The organism is Archangium minus (genome assembly GCF_044360475.1).
In the GTDB taxonomy this organism is placed as follows: domain Bacteria; phylum Myxococcota; class Myxococcia; order Myxococcales; family Myxococcaceae; genus Archangium; species Archangium minus.
Window position 1 is genome coordinate 6,487,823 of record NZ_CP043494.1, and the last position, 16,261, is coordinate 6,504,083.

The window sequence follows — 16,261 nt, forward strand, 5'->3', positions numbered from 1 at the left end:
CCGTCAGCGTATGATTTGGGAGAGGTGAGGCGGGTCTACTCGCTCGCCAATGAAGGCTCCGGAGGGTTCGCCTTGCGCAGTGGAATCTCGCGGGTGAACAAGGCCAGGATCAGCGCGCACAACCCCACGAGCAGCGCCCAGTCATAGACGCGCGTCACGGCCCGGGTGAAGGACAGGCGCACCGCCTGCTCGCCTGCGCGACCGAGCTCGAGCACCCGCGCTTCCTCCCGCGTGAGCGCCTCCTCGTTGGCGCCGGGCTCGCGCCGCAGGGTGTCGTAGTGCGCGCGGACCTCGTCCGTGATGCGCGTGCTGGCCGAGCCTTGACCTGCGCCAGGGCTCTCCTCCGACACTCCGCCCTTCTGGAGGCGCTCCGTATCGAACCAGCGATCGAACTGCGCGTGCATGGCCACCGGCACCTCCGCGCGCACGGGCCCGAGCGTGTCCGTGAGCGCATTCGCCAGCGAGCTCGTGAGGATGATGCCGAAGATCGCGCTGCCCAGGGCCTGCCCAAGCTGCTGGAAGAACTGCCGACCCGCCGTGGCGGTACCCACCTGGTGCGCCGGCACGGCGTTCTGGATGGACAGGGTGAGCATCGGGAGCACGGGGCCCATGCCGCAGCCGAAGACGAAGGTGCTCATGCCAATGTCCCAGAGGGTGCTCTCCGCGGTGAGTCTGCTCAGCAGGAACAGCCCCAGGCACAGCATCACGAGGCCACCTACGATGACCGCCTTGTAGCGGCCCGTGCGGCTCACCAGGCGCGCCGTCAGGAGCGAGGTCGGCACCACCGCGGCGGTGAGCGGCATCATCGCCATTCCCGCCTCCCTCGCCGTGGCTCCGAGCCCGTTGACGGCGAAGATCGACAGGAAGAGCAGGGCGGCGAAGAACGCCGCGCCGGTGCACACCGACGTCAGGCACACCAGCACGAACACGCGGCTGCGGAACAGCGCGAACGGGATGATTGCGTGCGGCGTGCGTCGCTCGACGAGGATGAACAACACCAACCCCACGAGCGACAGGGCGAGCATCCCGAGCACCTCGGGTGACAGCCACGCCTCGAGCGGCCGATTCCCCCGCAGCGTGAGCAGGAAGGGCACCGTCGCGACGATCAGCAACAGGGCCCCGAGCCAGTCCACCTTGCTGGCGAGACCGCTGTGCAGCCGCGGCATCTTGCTGACGATGAACGCGACCGCGATGGCACCGAGCGGCAGGTTGATGAAGAAGACCCAGCGCCAGCCCACCGTGTCCGTGAGCGTGCCGCCCAGGACCGGGCCGATGATGCTGGAGACCGCGAACACCGTGCCGAAGATGCCCTGGTAGCGCGCTCGCTCGGCGGGGACGAACAGGTCCGCTGGGACGGCGAAGGCGGTGGAGGTGATCGCCGCAGCGCCGAGCCCCTGGATCCCCCGGAAGATCACCAGCGCGAGCATGGAGCCCGCAAGGCCGCATAGCACCGAGCCCAGGAGGAAGATGCCGATCCCCACGAGGATGACCGTCTTACGGCCGAAGCTGTCCGAGAGCTTCCCGTAGATGGGCACCATGGTGGTGCTGGCGAGCAGGTACGACGTTGAGGTCCAGGCGAAGAGCTCCATGCCCTGGAGCTCGGAGACGATGCGCGGCAGGGCCGTGGCGACGATCGTCTGATCAAGCGCGGCCAGGAACAGGCCCATCATCACGCCGGCAAGAACGAGCGCCTTCGTGCGCGGCGAGAGAGTGTTCGCGTAATCGATGCGCTCGCCAGGCATCGTCGCGGGTGCGGTAGCGGTCATGGTCATGGCTGTTCTCGAACTCTGTGGATGTCCCCTCTCCCAGAGGGAGAGGGAGCAGAGCAGAGACTTCGCTAGGCCGCGGAGGCCCTGGCCGTGGTGCTCGCTCTCCGCTCGTAGGCAATCTGCTCGAGCGCTCGGGCCGCGACCTGCTCTTCCTTGAGCTTCTTGATCTCAGCGGCGGCGCGCTGTGCGCGGGTACGAATCCCGTCGTCCGCCAGGAGCGCGTTCAGCTCGGCGCGGATCGCCTCAGGCGTCGCCTTGTTCAGGGGCAGGTAGCGCCCGAGCCCCGCTCGCTCCACCAGCGCCGCGTTCAGGATCTGGTCGCCAAAGAGAGGGATGACCAGCATGGGCAGCCCGTACGTCAGGGCACGTCCCACCGTCCCCCAGCCGCCATGGGTGATCAGCGCCCGCGCTTGCGGAAACACTCCATCATGCGGGACGTACCGCTCGATGCGGACATGGGCGCCCAGCCCCGCGGGGACGTCGCGGGCACCCGCGGACGTGGCGAGGACAGGGACATTCATCGGCGCGACGGCCTCCAGCACTCTCCGGAACAGGCCGTTATCCCCGGGAGTCGTCGTCGTGCTGATGACCACCGTCCCGGGCTCGACGCGCGGCGCCTCTTCACGCGTCTTGGCCGGCACGTTGAAGGTCGTCGGGCCGACGAAGAGCTGGTTGTCGCGGATCGGAATGTCACCGGCGAGCCCTCGGTGGGCCATGACGATGTGGAGCCTGGGCGAGATCATCGCCTGCACGAACTCCGCAGTGCGGCCGGTATAGGGCGGGAGACCGAGCTTGGTTCGTGGCGCATTCACGGGTAGGAACTGGTTGCCGAGCGCGTGCCCGAGCGCGGGGACCTTGCCCAGGTGTTGCATTGGCGGCTTCGCGATGAACATCAGGGGCAGATCATCGCGTGAGAGGGTCGAGCCCATGTTTCCCGCGCTCACCCACGGGATGCCAGCGCGCTCCGCGGCCCAGGCCGCGCCGAACTCGAAGAAGTCGTAGACCACGCAGTCCACCTGCTCACGCCGCAGGAGGGGCTCGAGCTCAAGCGCGAGCTGGACGTTGTTCGCCTGGATGTAGTTGCGGACCTGCGTGAGGGTGAACGGAATCTTGGGCATCCATCGCGGTAGCTCGAAGTGCGGAGCGAGTGCCGCGAGATCCTGCAAATCCAGCTGGTGCTCGTAGGGAATGAGCTCCGCGCCGGCAGCCTTCACCTCGGCCTCCTTGGTGGCCTTCGCTTTGAACAGCACCCGGTGTCCACGCGAGGTGAGCTGCTGCGCGAGGTCCAGGACACGCAGGAAGTGTCCCGGCGCGGTCGAGCTCGTTAGCAAGAACGTGGCGGGCTTTCGGGAAGCATCGGAGATCGAGGGCATGCTCATGTCCTGCTTGGGGAGAGGGGAGGAGGGGCTCACGCATCCGCGTGAACAACCGCAACAAGAAGTTGCGATGCTATAGAGCCCTCGCGTCAGCATCGCAACGGGAAGTTGCGATGCTCGCTCCCCAAGCACCAGGGTTGCCGGCGCGGAGGGTGTGTGATGCAGTGGGTTCCGAGTGGGAGCGAAGCGGAAATCCTCATCCTCCAAGAAGCGGGTGCTCGTGCGCGGAGAGCCCGTGGTGCGAGGTGTGCTCGAGGCCACGCTCGAGGAGCTCGCCACTGTGGGCTATGGCGCGCTGCGGATCGAGGACGTGGCCGCGCGTGCCGGGGTCAACAAGACCACCATCTACCGACGCTGGCCGACGAAGCAGGAGCTCGTGGGGGCGGCGCTCCGGTCGGTCACCGTCGAGTGGGTCATTCAGCCGAACACGGGCTCACTCCGAGAAGATCTGCTCGAAGTCGGGCGCCATATGACTGCGGTGATGAGCTCAGCGGGAGGGCAGGCCCTCAGGCGCATCCTCATCGCCGAGGAGCGGAACCCGGAGTTCATGGCAGTCGCCGGGCAGTTCCGTGAGGCCCTGGACGCCCTGCCGCGCCCCGTCATCGAGACCGCCAAGACACGCGGCGAGCTTGCTCCAGGTCTCGATGCCTCGCTGCTCTTTCGCTTCCTCGCGAGCATCCTCCAGCACCGGCTCTTCATCGAAGGCCGAGATATCGACGACGGCTTCCTCCACCAGGTGGTCGACCTGCTCCTCTTCGGCGCGCTGGCGCCCGACAAGCGGACGTAGGGGAGGGCGTGGGGGCTGACGTGTCATCGAATACAGGTGACACGCCAAGGCGCGAGGCTGACGTGCCGACGGACACTCGCACCGCTGAGTCCCTCCTCTGTGTTCGCTCCTGTCTTCCTTTTGTCGAGGGTTGGCCAGGGATTTGAAGAGCGCGGCTCCACCATGCCTATTCCTCAGTCTCGTCTCTTGTCGCGCCTTCCCAAGGCGCTGATGTTGGCCTCCTGTCTCGGGCTCACCGCCTGCCCCTCGAAGGATCCGGACCCTCCGGGTACGCCCGATACGTCCAAGATCGTCCGGCCCGATAACGCCATCGAAGGCCAGTACCTCTTCATCTTCGACGACGCGCTCGTCACGCCAGACAAGGCCCGGGCCACGGCCGAGGAGTTGCTCGGCCAGCACGGGGGCTCCCTGCTGGATGTCTACGAGAGCAGCCTGGTGGGCTTCTCGGCCAACGGGCTTGATGACACCAAGGCGCTCGCCATCGCCTCGGATTCTCGTGTGGCGAGCCTCGGTCAGGATGGTTGGATCAAGCTGGAGAGCTTCCAGGACAACGCCACCTGGGGCCTGGATCGCATCGATACGCGCTCCCGGGCGCTCGACCAGCGTTACGAGCAGCGCACCACGGGAAAGGGCGTGCACGTCTACGTCCTCGATACAGGCATCCGTACCTCCCACGCGGACTTCGCCGGGCGTATCGGCAATGGCACGTCGAAGATCGGCGACGGGCGAGGCGTGGAGGACTGCGGCGGGCATGGGACCCACGTGGCCGGTACCATTGGAGGCTCCACCTGGGGCGTGGCCAAGGGCGTCACCCTCCACCCCGTGCGCGTACTCAGCTGCGAAGGGTCGGGGAGCATCAGCGGAGTCATCGGGGGGATCGACTGGGTGACCAGGAGCCACCAGAAGCCCGCGGTGGCCAACATGAGCCTGGGCGGTGGTGCCTACTCGCTCATCGATGACGCGGTCCGCAGGTCCATCAAGGCGGGTGTCACGTACGTCCTCGCTGCGGGAAACGACGACGGGGATGCGTGCCAGAAGAGCCCGGCGCGCACGGGCGAGGCGTTGACCGTGGGGGCCACGTCCATTGAAGACAAGCGCGCCTGGTTCTCCAACTGGGGCTCCTGTGTGGACCTCTTCGCTCCGGGCGACGAAATCACGTCCGCCTCGAGCACCGCGGACGATGCGAACGAAACCATGAGCGGCACCTCCATGGCCGCGCCGCATGTGGCGGGCGTGGCGGCGCTCTACCTGGAGCAGAACCCCACCGCGGCGCCTACCGACGTGGCGAAGGCCATCCTCGATGGCAGCACCCCCGACGTCGTGCAGGACGTGAAGGGCTCTCCCAACCGGTTGCTCTACTCGCTCGTCACCCCCTCCCAGGGGGACTGGACCGAAGTGGCGGCGCTTCCGGATGGGGCCATCATCAAGCAGGTCTCCGTCGGCAGCGCGAATTCCATCTGGGCCCTGGCCACCAATGGAAACCACTACAAGTGGAACGGGTCGGCCTGGGACTATCAGCGCTGCTGCGTGACGGAGCTCTCCGGTGCCGCGGATGGCACGCTGTGGGCCACCAATCCCCCGGATGGGATGCGCGTCCTCCGGTGGGCTGGCACCGAGTGGGATGGGTTTTCCATTGTTCCGGGGATGAAGCAGGTCGCGGTCGTCAACGCGAACACCGTGTGGGGGCTGGACAACGAGGGTTGGTTGTTCCAGTGGAATGAGTCCGCGTCGAACTGGGACAAGAAGCTCTGCTGCGTCGCGCAGATCTCCGCTGGCTCCGACGGTGAGCTGTGGGCCACCAATCCAGGGGACTCCCTGCGCGTCCTGAGGTGGAACGGCACCGAGTGGGCGTACAACATCCCCACGGGGATGACCTACGTGTCCGTTGGGAGTGCCGCCAACATCTGGGCACTCGACAGCTCCAACAATGTCTACAAGTGGAGTGGCTCGGCCTGGACGCAGATGCCCGGCATGCTGAAGCAGATCTCCGCGGCGGCGGATGGGACGGTGTGGGGCGTCACGGTGAAGGACAGCATCATCCGGTACGTCAGTCCCTGAGGGATGCACCCGCCTTCGAAGGGGACTTCCCTCGAAGGCGGGTGCGGATCAGGGTGACATCAGGGGTTGTAGAGCACCGCCGGGTTCGTCGAGAAGGAGAAGCCGCCCACCACCAGCACCTTGCCCGAGGGCAGCAGCGTCGCCGTGTGCGAGCTACGGCTGGAGCCGGAATCCTCCACGGGAGACCACGTGCCTGTCTCCGGGTCGTACAGCTCCACGTCCTTGGAGAGGGGCAGACTGGAACTGCCGCCTACCACCAGTACCTTGCCCGAGGGCAGCAGCGTCGCCGTGTGCGAGCTACGAGGCCCGGCCATGTTGCCCGTCGGCGTCCACGTGTCCGTCTCCGGGTCGTACAGCTCCGCGCTGGCCATCAAGCCCCCGCTGCCCGTGAAGCCTCCCGTCACGAGCACCTTGCCCGAGGACAGCAGTGTCGCCGTGTGCCCACGGCGGGGCACGGACAGGTTGCCCGTCAGCGTCCACGTGCCCGTCGCCGGATCGTACTGCTCCGTCGTGGCCGTGCTGTTGCCTCCGACCACCAGCACCTTGCCCGAAGGCAGCAGCGTCGCCGTATGCGCGCCACGGTACACGGACAGGTTGCCCGTCAGCGTCCACGTGTCCGTCTCCGGATCGTACAGCTCCACCGAGGCCTCTCCACCTCCGACGACCAGCACCTTGCCCGAGGGCAGCAGCGTCGCCGTGTGCCCGGCGCGCGATGCGTTCATGGAGGTCATCCAGGTCCATCTGGTCGTCACCGGGTCGTACAGCTCCACCGGGGGATCGGAGAAGATGTAGGGGTCCCCTCCGGCCATCAGCACCTTGCCCGAGGGCAACAGCGTCGCCGTACCTCTGGAGCGCCTGGACGTGTATCCCGCGGACTTCCAGGTCCCCGTCACGGGGTTGTACAGCTCGGCCTCATCCGAGAGGCGGCCTCCGGCCACCAACACCTCTCCCGAGGGCAACAGCGTGGCCGTGTGTTCGTGACGGTTGATGTCCTCGGGGCTGCCGGAATCCGTCCAGGTCTCCTTCACGGGGTCAAACACCTCCGCGCTGAAGTAGTCGCTACGGCCTCCGAGGATCAGCACCTTGCCCGAGGGCAACAGCGTCGCCGTGGCTCGTTCCCGGCCGATGTACAGCTTTCCGGCGGGCCTCCAGGTTCCCGCTTCCGGATCGTACAGCTCCGCCTTTCCGGAAGATGCGTACTGGTTCTCTCCCGTGGCCACCAGCACCTGTCCCGAAGTCAGCACCGTGGCCATGAGGCGCTCACGCGGCTCGGCCATGGCTCCCGTCGAGGTCCACGTCCCCGTCGCCGGGTCATACACCTGCGCGGTCGCGAGCGTCGTGCTCGCGGTCTTCCCACCCACCACCAGCACCTTGCCGGAGGCAAGCAGTGCCGCGGCGTGCCAGGACCGAGCGTCGTCCAGGGCCGCGGTGGTGCTCCATGCTCCCGTCGCGGGATCGTACAGCTCCACTGCCGTCGTCGCGCCCCCGGCCACCAGCACCTGGCCCGAGGCAAGCAGCGTCGCCGTATGGGACTGGTGTGGCTCGGCCAGGGTCCCCGCGGGGCTCCACGTGCCCGTCGCCGGGTCGTACAGCTCCGCCGTCTTGAGGCCAGGGCCCCTGGCGTCAACATAACCGCCGACCACCAGCACCTTGCCGGAGGGCAGCAGCGTCGCTGTGTGCGCGGAACGGGCCTCGGCCATGGAGCCCGTCGAGGTCGAGGTCCTCGTCTCCGGATCATACAGCTCCGCTGAGGCGGTTCCTCCTCCCGCCACCAGCACCTTGCCCGACGCCAGCAGCGTGGCGGTATGGAACGTGCGGCTCCTCTCCACCAGCGAGCCCCCCAAGAGGGACGTATTCGTCGCCGGGTCGTACACCTCCGTCATCCGGGCATCGGTGGGCATGACCTCCCCGCCAATCACCAGCACCCTGCCCGAGGGCAGCAGCGTCGCCGTATGGGAGCCCCGGCCCCAGCTCAACCCGCCCGCGACGGACCACGAGCCGGAGGGCGGGCAGCCCGGCGCTCCACGGATGGTGAAGGCCTTGGACGTGGACAGCCCCAGCACGTTGCTCACCGTGGCCGTGAGGGTCACGGGTTTCTCACCGGGCACGCACGCGGGCACCGTCCAGACGACCTCGCTCGTCGAGGCGGTATTCGTGGGAGTGCCCAGCGTTCCCGCGCTCGCTTCCCACGAGAAGCTGAGCGCGCTGTTCTGCGGATCCTTCGCTTCCACCTGCAGCGTCACGGTGCCGCTCTCCGCCGGTACGGGAGAGGACTGAGAGGAGTTCACCACCTCGGGCGGCTGGCAACCTGACACAACAATCATCCACGCAGCCACCAACCAGGGCCGCAGGATGATCCCCCTCTGATACATGAGTTCCTCCAACGAGAAGTCGCGCGTCTATCGCACGACGCGCGGCACTGTAGTCGACCGTGGATTCCCAGGGGGCAAACGTGTATGGCCTTCGGGTTGAAACCGGGTCATCACCTTCTGAGCGAGGAATGAGCATGCATCGAGTGCCGCGCCGGATTCCTTTTCCGATCTTCTCGAAGATTGCTTCTCTTGGACTGCTACTCTCGAGTCTGACAGGAGGGTCACAACCCGCTTATGCGGCCATCGCCTCGGTGGTGGTCAGCAATGACGCCACCTCCGTCTCCTACCAATTCCAATACAGCGGGACTCCGGCGTTCCGGCGCGCGTACATCGACGTCGACCGGAATCCCTCGACGGGGTTCGCTCAACAAGGAATTGGAGCGGACTACCTGCTCGAGAACGGCTCCCTGTACAAGCATCTGGGCGGTGGTTGGAGTTGGCAGTTCATCGAGGCGGTGACGCACTCGGCCACCGCGGGCCTGGCCCAGTGGTCGGTCGCACGCGCCTCCATCGGCGAGACCGCGACCCCGAACGACGCGGATATTGTCTTTCAGATCGAGACGCCGCTCGAGACGTCTCCCAAGTACACGCACGTCTACAGTGGGAGCTCGGGCACTGGCACGACGACCCAGTACACGGCGAGCAGCGCCACGCTCGCCAACCCGGAGCGGGGCTTCTACCACTACACCGGTGATTGCAACCAAAGTGACTTCGTCGAAGCCACGCTGAGGGGTTACCGCACCAACGAGAACATCACCCAGATCTTCTGCATCTTCTATCTGTCGGAGTTCAAGAATAGTCCCATCAGCCAGGCCCAGTTGGATCGCTTCCAGCGACAGGCGAACACGGTCCGGGCCGCGGGACTCAAGATGATCGTCCGCTTCGCCTACACCACTTCAACCGCTGGAGACGACGCACCCCTGAGTCGTGTCACCGCGCACTTGGATCAGCTGGCGCCGTATCTGAGTGCCAACAGCGACGTCATCTCCGTGGTCCAGACGGGACTCATCGGTGCGTGGGGCGAGTGGTACTACACGCAGAACTTCGGGAACGCGGGGAGTCTGTCGCAAGCCGATTGGAACAACCGCAAGGCCGTGGTCGACAAGCTCCTGGCTGTTCTCCCGACCACCCGCATGGTCCAGCTGCGGACCCCCAAGTTCAAGCGCACCCTGTACGGGTCGTCGGCGCTCACGGCCTCGCAGGCCTACAACGGCACCGCGCTCGCTCGCATCGGTCACCACAACGACTGCTTCCTGGCCAGCCCCGATGACTGGGGGACCTTCGAGAACACGACGGTCGAATACCCGTACCTGGCGGCCGAGACGACCTACCTCCCCATGGGCGGCGAGACCTGCAACCTCAACCCGCCGCGCTCGGCGTGCGCCACGGCGTTGAGCGAGATGGCGTTGTTCCACTACTCGTATCTGAACGCCGACTACGAGCCCTCGGTGATCAACAGCTGGAACACCGGCGGGTGCAGGCCCGAGATGGATCGCCGGCTCGGGTACAGGTTCACGCTTGTGTCGGGCACCTTCCCGACAACCGCCACCCGTGGCGCGGCGATGCCCATCAGCATCACGCTCAAGAACGAAGGGTGGGCCGCGCCCTTCAACCCCCGGTCGGTCCAGCTGATCCTGCGCAACACTTCAAGCGGTGCCACCTACCGCTTCCCCCTGTCGGAGGATCCGCGCCGGTGGCTGCCGGGGACGAGCGTGACGATCAACCAGAGCGTCACGCTTCCGTCGACCCTGCCGGCTGGAAGCTACGCCCTGCTGCTGAACCTTCCGGATCCGGCGCCGTCGCTCAGCACTCGTCCGGAGTACGCCATCCAGCTCGCGAACGAGAACGTCTGGGAGGCGTCCACCGGGTTCAACGCTCTTCACCGGACCGTGACGGTGAACTGAGGCCTGGAGTGCAGACGGCGGGTGGGGGAGCGGGCCTTCCACGAGTGCGCTCCCTCACGCGCTGAGTTCCTACCAGATCGGGCAGGCCAGCCCGTTCGGGCCACAGGCATCCCGCTCGATGCAGTAGCCACCGTCGTTCGTCCTCCAGGCGTAGGCGTAGGGCTGCCCGGGACCACAATCGACAAGTGAGCTGGACACCGGGCAGTCATTGGGTCCGTCGCAGTCGCCCTCCGCGTACTCCGCTGCATTTCGCGTGGAGCTCTGCTCATGAGCTCCGGGAACGGACGGCTCTTCCACTCCGGCACCACATCCCGTGAAGGCCACGCAGCTCGCGACGAGCAGCGGGCGGGTCCACGACTTCACGAGGTCAGACAGGCTGAGGGTCATCGGGGCTTCCTGGGTGGGGGGTTCACTGCCAGATGAACCCTAGACCACCAAGAAGACCGTCCGCCAACGGCGTTCCGCGGGCTTGCCCTGGGATGAGGCCTGCTCTATTTTCACTGCCGGTCGAAAAACGGCAGATCGGTTCGGTGAGCCCCGGTCACTCCCATGGTGGGAGCACTTGTTCCTCCCTCACGGGTGAGAACCCACGGCCAACGCAAGGCACACGTGTGCCTTTCGGAGGCTCACCCATGAAGCTCAATCATATCGATCTGCACGTTCCCGACGTTCAGCGCGCTGTTCTCTTCTTCGAGCGCTACTTCGACTTCGAGCTGCAATCGAACCGTGCGTCACCAGCGATCGCCATCCTCTCGGACCGGCATGGCTTCGTCCTCGTCTTGCAGCGGCTCAAGGACCCGGCACACGTCTATCCCGAGGGGTTCCACGTCGGCTTCCTCGTCGAGAACGAAGACATCGTCCTCGGGTTCCACGAGCGCGTGAGAAGCGATGGATTGGAGGTTTCCGAGGTGCTGCGCAACAACCGCGGCGTGCTGGTGTACTGCAAGGCCCCCGGAGACATCCTGGTCGAGGTGAGCTGTCGCCCCAGAGCTGTCTGACCGGAGGCCTGTCCCTCTCGGCACCGCCTCGCTCCTGTTCGAGCGCTACGCCTTGAAGAGCGATGAGAAGCCCTTCGTGCGCGAGCTGCTGCGCCGCAAGCGGAACATGTGGGTCTTCCGCTGCGATCAGCGCCGCTTCGCGGGGGACTTCGTGATCGTGGACATGTCGGATCCGCGCCCCGAGCGGCGATGGATCGTCGTGCTGGATCTCAAGCTGGGCGCACCGCTGGTGCTCGGCGGCGGTGGGGCCGGCGTACAACTCACCCAGGCCCAGCTCGCCGTGGAGGCTCTCGCTACGCGCAAGGGCCTCATCCCTCCCGGTGCTCGGTACGAGCTGGCCACGGGAGATAAGGCGGCCATCCTCGCCTACCTGTGCGCGGGACGACGTGGGGGACGCGCTTCATAGCGCGCATCCCCTGTGCTTCAGTGCTCGTGGCCCGGGCCGTGGGCGTGGCCGTGCTCCAGCTCTTCCTTCGTGGCCGCGCGCACCTCTTTGACGGTCACCTCGAAGTGGAGCGTCTTGCCCGCCAGCGGATGGTTGAAGTCCACCACCACCGTCTTGGAGCGCACTTCCTTGACGAGGAAGTCCACATCATCGCCCTCCTCATCCGTGGCGGTCACGATCCCTCCCGCCTCCAGCTCCATGTCCGGCGGGAAGTCCTCGCGCGGGACCTCCTCCACGCCATCCGGATCGTATTCCCCGTAGCCGTCCTCGGGAGAGACCTGCACCTTCAGGGTCGCGCCTGGCCCCTTACCCTCGAGCGCCTGCTCCAGCCCTGGCACGATCTGCTCGTAGCCGTGCAGGTAGACGAGCGGATCTCCCGGGTCGCTCTCGTCGATGATCTTCCCGTCTCCCAGGTGCAGTCGGTAGTCGATGGCGACGACGCTGTCCTTCGCGATTTCCATGGATGCCCTCCTCGGGCGTGGCAGCGAGGCGTGCGCGGGGGTTCCTGCCACGCTCGGCTCATGATGGGGTTGGCTACGTTCTCTTGCAGCGAAGCTCGACGCTCACCTGCCAGCCAGGCGAGTGCGTTGCCGGTGCCGTCTACCACAAGCGGGTCGGCCGTCTGCTTCTATCTGCGGAGATCGCGTGTCCTCCTTCTCCCTATCTGCAAGGATGCCCGGCCGCATGAAGATCTGGGTCGACGCCGATGCGTGTCCGGGGCCGGTACGAGACATCCTCCTGCGAGCCGCGCAACGGCTTCGGGTGGCCACCGTCTTCGTGGCCAACAAGCGCCTGTCGCTGCCCCTTTCAGAGTTCGTCTCCACGGTGCAGGTAGGCGCCGGACTCGACGTGGCGGACGGTCACATCGCCGCCTCGGCCCAGGCCGGAGATCTCACCGTCACCCAGGACATTCCTCTTGCCGCGCTGCTCGTGCCCAAGGGCGTGGTGGTGATCGATCCGCGTGGCGAGCTCTTCAGCGAGGAGAACATCGCCGAGCGCCTCTCGGTGCGGAACTTCATGCAGGAACTGCGCGACAGTGGCGTGATGACGGGGGGTCCCAGTGGCTTCTCCGCGCAGGATCGCCAGCAGTTCGCCGCCGCCCTGGACCGAGAGCTCACCCGGCTGCTCAAGACTCGCACGTAGAAGTCGAGACGTCTCGCTCGGACAGAAGGGCCTCGGCATTGCACTGAGTGAGAGGCATGCTGAAATCTTCACTCATGAGCATCCGTCGCCCTCCAGAGCAGGAGTCCACCGAACGCAATGCCTCGTCTGTCGAGGCGGCCTTCGAGGCAGCCCCGGAGGAGATGGTGGCGGAGATCCTCGACGGTGAGCTGTACCTCAGTCCTCGTCCGGCCCGCCCGCATGCCAACGTGGCGTCCAATCTCGGCATCCTCAGTCGAAGTAGGCTCCGTCAGGGTTGGCTCACCGTCGTGGTTTCCGCACGCACGACTTCATCGGTTGCTGGGTGCCCCCGCGATGGGGCGATCGGCAAACGGGCAATGAAGCGGGTACCTCCCTCGGCGGGCGTTTCCACCACGAGATCGCCGCCGTGCATGCGGACGATCTCCCGGCTGATGTGAAGCCCGAGGCCCACTCCGCTCTGGTCCTGCCGCAACCGGTGGAACCGCTCGAAGATGCGCTCATGCTCCGAGGTGGGAATGCCGTTGCCGTGATCGCGGACCTCGAGGGAGATCATCTCCGGATTCACGGTGAGCGCGACTTCGATCTGGGTCCCAGGCGGGCTGTATTTCCGAGCATTGTCGAGCAGGTTGATCAGCACCTGTTCCATGCGAAGGGGATCGATGATCGCCTCGACCTTGTCGGAGTCTCGCACGAGCACGGTGTGCTCGGTTGCCAGGGTCTGCATCTGCTCGGCCACATCCCGGACCAACGTGGAGAGCTCACACAGGACGGGCTTCAGGGGCAACTGGTCCGACGCGAGGCGGGCGGCGTCGAGCACCTGCTCGATCAGCTTCGCCTGGCGGTTCGCCTGGCGGGCCACGATCTCCAGGCTGCGCCGGATCGCGTCCAGGTCGACCTCCCGCGACTTGTCGAGCTTGCGCAGGGAGGACTGCGCCTGCGCGAGCATGGTCGTCAGGGGTGTGCGGAGCTCGTGGGCGAGCATGGATAGCAGCGCGTCCTTGGCGCGGGCCGCGGCCTCGGCCTCAACCTGCGCGGCCCTGGCGGAGACGAGCTCGAAGCGCTGCGCCTCGGCCGCGCGTACGCGCTTGAGCTGCTCCATCATCCACTCCAGGCGCAGCTCGGCGGCGGCGGGGCCGATCACCGCATCGGGCGGCTCGAAATAGAGGTTGTCGTACGCTGTCTCTCCCATGGCAACCCACGGGTGGACCCGTAGGGCGTCGTGGCAGACGGCCGCCGGGAACCGAGCGCGGTTGTACATGCAGATGGCGACCAGCGGCTCGTCCGGGTACAGGTGGTTCCCGAGCGCCTCGTAGTGGATGAGCTTGTTGGCGCCCACGCCCATCTGCAGCGCCCAGGTCATCTCGGCGACGAGGCGTAAGCCGGTGAAGCCCTCCGCCAGCGTCTGGGTGATGGTCTGGCGCACGTAGCCGAGCATGGCGGTGGGATCGAACTCGCCGTTGGGAAAGGACACCTCCCAGCGGCTGACCAGCACCAACGCGCCGCACTCGCGCTGCCGGACCACGTCGACGCCCACCGCCTCCAGGCTGCGCTCGATGCGCTCGGGCTCCTGCTCGCCTACGACATAAACACAGCGCTCGCCGGCCTCGAATGCTCGGGCGGCATACGGCGCAACGAGCGCGAGAGGATCATCCTGTTCCTCGTAGATGAGGCAAGCGTGCTGGCCCCGTTGGAGCTGTCGCAGGCCATTGAGACTCGAAGACTCCATGTCGGGTGCTCCGCTGTCCTCTTTGCAGGCAGTGTGCCGCAAAAGCGCACCACGTTGGGGGGGATCGACCGGGTGGTGGTGCTCAGGACACAACGGAGTTCGACCGTACGACACTCCCCGCTGTTATTTCAGGTTGTTGAGCGTCTGCATCGTTGTGTCGTTCTTCAGGAGCTTGGAGATGAAGGCGACGGTCTCCTGCTGCTTCTGGAGCGTCAACTGGGCCGTGGCCCGGTCCAGATCTGCTCCCGAGAGACCGGACAGCATCTGCTTTTCGTGCGCAGAGAACTCATGAGAGTTCTGCAACGCCGCTTTGACGGCATCACTCGCGGCGCGGGTCACGGTCATGGTGTTCTCCAGAATACGATGGGTTGAGGGGGGCTCGGATAATAGCTTCTCCCGTCATTATCGCGGTGCGTCCTGAAAAGTTGCTTCCAGGGGCACTGCGGCATCCGAACGAGGTGACCGGTGGCTTCAGAATGGGACGTACGGACCCGGCTCGTGCAGGCCGATGCCAATGAAGAGGAGGGGGCGCCGCTCAACACGCCCCTGGTGCTCTCCACCACCTTCCGCGCCCACCCCGAGGGGGTGGGGTTCTCCGCCGAGGACATGCAGGAGGAGTCACCTTACTTCTATGCGCGGTGGTCGACTCCCACGGTGCGGACCCTGGAGCGGCGGCTGGCAGAGCTCGAGGGCGGGGAGGACGCCCTCTGCTTCGCCAGCGGGATGGCCGCCATCACCGGCCTCCTGCTGCACCTGCTCGGACCCGGAGATCACCTCGTCATCAGTGATATCTGCTACGCGGGCGCGGCCGAGTTCGTCCGCGGGAAGCTGCGGCGCTTCGGTGTGGAGGTGAGCCTCGTTGATACCTCGGACCTCGACCAGGTGCGCGCTGCCCTGCGCGCGAACACGCGGCTCGTCTACATCGAGTCTCCGTGCAACCCCATCCTGAAGCTCACCGACGTGGCGGCGGTGGCCGCGCTCGCGCATGGGGCCGGGGCGCGCCTCGCCGTCGATTCGACCCTCGCCACGCCGATGGGCTTGCAGCCGCTCACCCTCGGCGCCGACTTCGTCATCCACTCGTTGACCAAGTACATCGGAGGTCACGGTGACGTGCTCGGGGGTGTCGTCGTGGGGCGGCGGACCGACCTGGCCGCGCTGCGTCAAGACTCGCTCATCCACCTGGGCGCCGTCCTCAATCCGTTCCCCGCGTGGTTGATCCTCCGCAGCCTCGCCACCCTGCCTCAGCGCATGGCGGCCCACGAGACCACGGCTCGGGCAGTGGCCTCGTTCCTCGAGACCCACCCGCGCGTGCACCACGTCCTCCATCCCGGGCTCGACTCACACCCGCAGGCGGAACTCGCGCGCAGGCAGTTGCGCAACACCTCGGGGATGATCGCCTTCCAGACCGAGGACGGCCCCGCGGTGGCGCGTCGCCTCGCCGACAGGCTGAAGGTCATCAAGTACGCCGTCTCGCTGGGCAAGCCGCACAGCCTCGTCTTCTACCTGCCCACGGAGGATCTGCAGCGGACCTCCTTCCAGCTTCCCCCCGAGCTCCTGGCGCGCTACCGGGACTGGGCGGGTGACGGCATCTTCCGCCTGTCGATCGGGCTGGAGGCCCCCGCGGACCTCATCCGCGACCTCGAGCAGGCCCTGGCCCCCTGAGCTCCCGTCTGAAGCGACGGG

Annotated in this window: 14 protein-coding genes; 7 read left to right on the top strand and 7 right to left on the bottom strand. The window is 66.5% G+C overall.

From position 1 onward, the window contains the following. Positions 1 to 35 precede the first annotated feature (35 nt). On the bottom strand, positions 36 to 1,829 hold the full coding sequence (locus tag F0U60_RS26295; protein ID WP_395825449.1) for an MDR family MFS transporter: 1,794 nt from the start codon (positions 1,827 to 1,829) through the stop codon (positions 36 to 38). Positions 1,830 to 1,837: 8 nt separating this feature from the next. Further along, entirely contained in the window at positions 1,838 to 3,142 is a 1,305-nt protein-coding gene (locus tag F0U60_RS26300) for a glycosyltransferase (RefSeq protein WP_395824814.1), read from the bottom strand. Positions 3,143 to 3,365: 223 nt separating this feature from the next. Here F0U60_RS26300 and F0U60_RS26305 point away from each other — a divergent pair, with 223 nt between their 5' ends. Both F0U60_RS26305 and F0U60_RS26310 read left to right on the top strand, forming a co-directional pair. After that, complete coding sequence (locus tag F0U60_RS26305) at positions 3,366 to 3,932, top strand: TetR/AcrR family transcriptional regulator (protein ID WP_395824817.1); 567 nt, start codon at positions 3,366 to 3,368, stop codon at positions 3,930 to 3,932. A 162-nt stretch (positions 3,933 to 4,094) separates the two neighbouring features. Next, entirely contained in the window at positions 4,095 to 5,990 is a 1,896-nt protein-coding gene (locus F0U60_RS26310) for a S8 family serine peptidase (protein ID WP_395824820.1), read from the top strand. A 59-nt stretch (positions 5,991 to 6,049) separates the two neighbouring features. Here the strand turns inward: F0U60_RS26310 and F0U60_RS26315 are convergent, their stop codons facing one another. Further along, complete coding sequence (locus tag F0U60_RS26315) at positions 6,050 to 8,362, bottom strand: kelch repeat-containing protein (RefSeq protein WP_395824824.1); 2,313 nt, start codon at positions 8,360 to 8,362, stop codon at positions 6,050 to 6,052. A gap of 128 nt (positions 8,363 to 8,490) precedes the next feature. Between F0U60_RS26315 and F0U60_RS26320 the strand changes: the two genes are divergently transcribed. Then, positions 8,491 to 10,266, top strand: coding sequence for a DUF4832 domain-containing protein (locus F0U60_RS26320; protein ID WP_395824827.1), 1,776 nt, complete (start codon positions 8,491 to 8,493; stop codon positions 10,264 to 10,266). A 69-nt stretch (positions 10,267 to 10,335) separates the two neighbouring features. Here the strand turns inward: F0U60_RS26320 and F0U60_RS26325 are convergent, their stop codons facing one another. Next, positions 10,336 to 10,653 carry a hypothetical protein gene (locus F0U60_RS26325; RefSeq protein ID WP_395824830.1) on the bottom strand — a complete coding sequence of 106 codons (318 nt, stop codon included), beginning with the start codon at positions 10,651 to 10,653 and terminating at the stop codon, positions 10,336 to 10,338. A 245-nt stretch (positions 10,654 to 10,898) separates the two neighbouring features. On the opposite strand from F0U60_RS26325, the gene F0U60_RS26330 reads away from it, so the two are divergent. Together F0U60_RS26330 and F0U60_RS26335 are read left to right on the top strand one after the other, a co-directional pair. Beyond that, a complete protein-coding gene (locus tag F0U60_RS26330) occupies positions 10,899 to 11,264 on the top strand; it encodes a VOC family protein (RefSeq protein WP_395824833.1) in 366 nt (121 codons plus the stop codon). Positions 11,265 to 11,316: 52 nt separating this feature from the next. After that, positions 11,317 to 11,670, top strand: coding sequence for a hypothetical protein (locus tag F0U60_RS26335; protein WP_395824836.1), 354 nt, complete (start codon positions 11,317 to 11,319; stop codon positions 11,668 to 11,670). Positions 11,671 to 11,687: 17 nt separating this feature from the next. Here F0U60_RS26335 and F0U60_RS26340 read toward each other — a convergent pair whose 3' ends face one another. Beyond that, complete coding sequence (locus F0U60_RS26340; protein ID WP_395824839.1) at positions 11,688 to 12,170, bottom strand: peptidylprolyl isomerase; 483 nt, start codon at positions 12,168 to 12,170, stop codon at positions 11,688 to 11,690. Between the two features lie 223 nt (positions 12,171 to 12,393). Between F0U60_RS26340 and F0U60_RS26345 the strand changes: the two genes are divergently transcribed. Next, complete coding sequence (locus tag F0U60_RS26345) at positions 12,394 to 12,852, top strand: YaiI/YqxD family protein (RefSeq protein ID WP_395824842.1); 459 nt, start codon at positions 12,394 to 12,396, stop codon at positions 12,850 to 12,852. A 268-nt stretch (positions 12,853 to 13,120) separates the two neighbouring features. On the opposite strand, the gene F0U60_RS26350 is transcribed toward F0U60_RS26345, so the two are convergent. Together F0U60_RS26350 and F0U60_RS26355 are read right to left on the bottom strand one after the other, a co-directional pair. Next, positions 13,121 to 14,578: an MEDS domain-containing protein gene (locus tag F0U60_RS26350; protein ID WP_395824845.1), complete on the bottom strand. Its 1,458-nt coding sequence runs from the start codon at positions 14,576 to 14,578 to the stop codon at positions 13,121 to 13,123. Positions 14,579 to 14,701: 123 nt separating this feature from the next. Then, the gene (locus F0U60_RS26355; protein WP_395824849.1) at positions 14,702 to 14,923 is read right to left on the bottom strand and encodes a hypothetical protein; all 222 of its coding nucleotides are present in this window, start codon (positions 14,921 to 14,923) and stop codon (positions 14,702 to 14,704) included. 120 nt (positions 14,924 to 15,043) lie between these two features. Between F0U60_RS26355 and F0U60_RS26360 the strand changes: the two genes are divergently transcribed. Next, positions 15,044 to 16,240, top strand: coding sequence for a trans-sulfuration enzyme family protein (locus F0U60_RS26360; protein WP_395824852.1), 1,197 nt, complete (start codon positions 15,044 to 15,046; stop codon positions 16,238 to 16,240). The last annotated feature ends 21 nt before the right edge of the window (positions 16,241 to 16,261 follow it).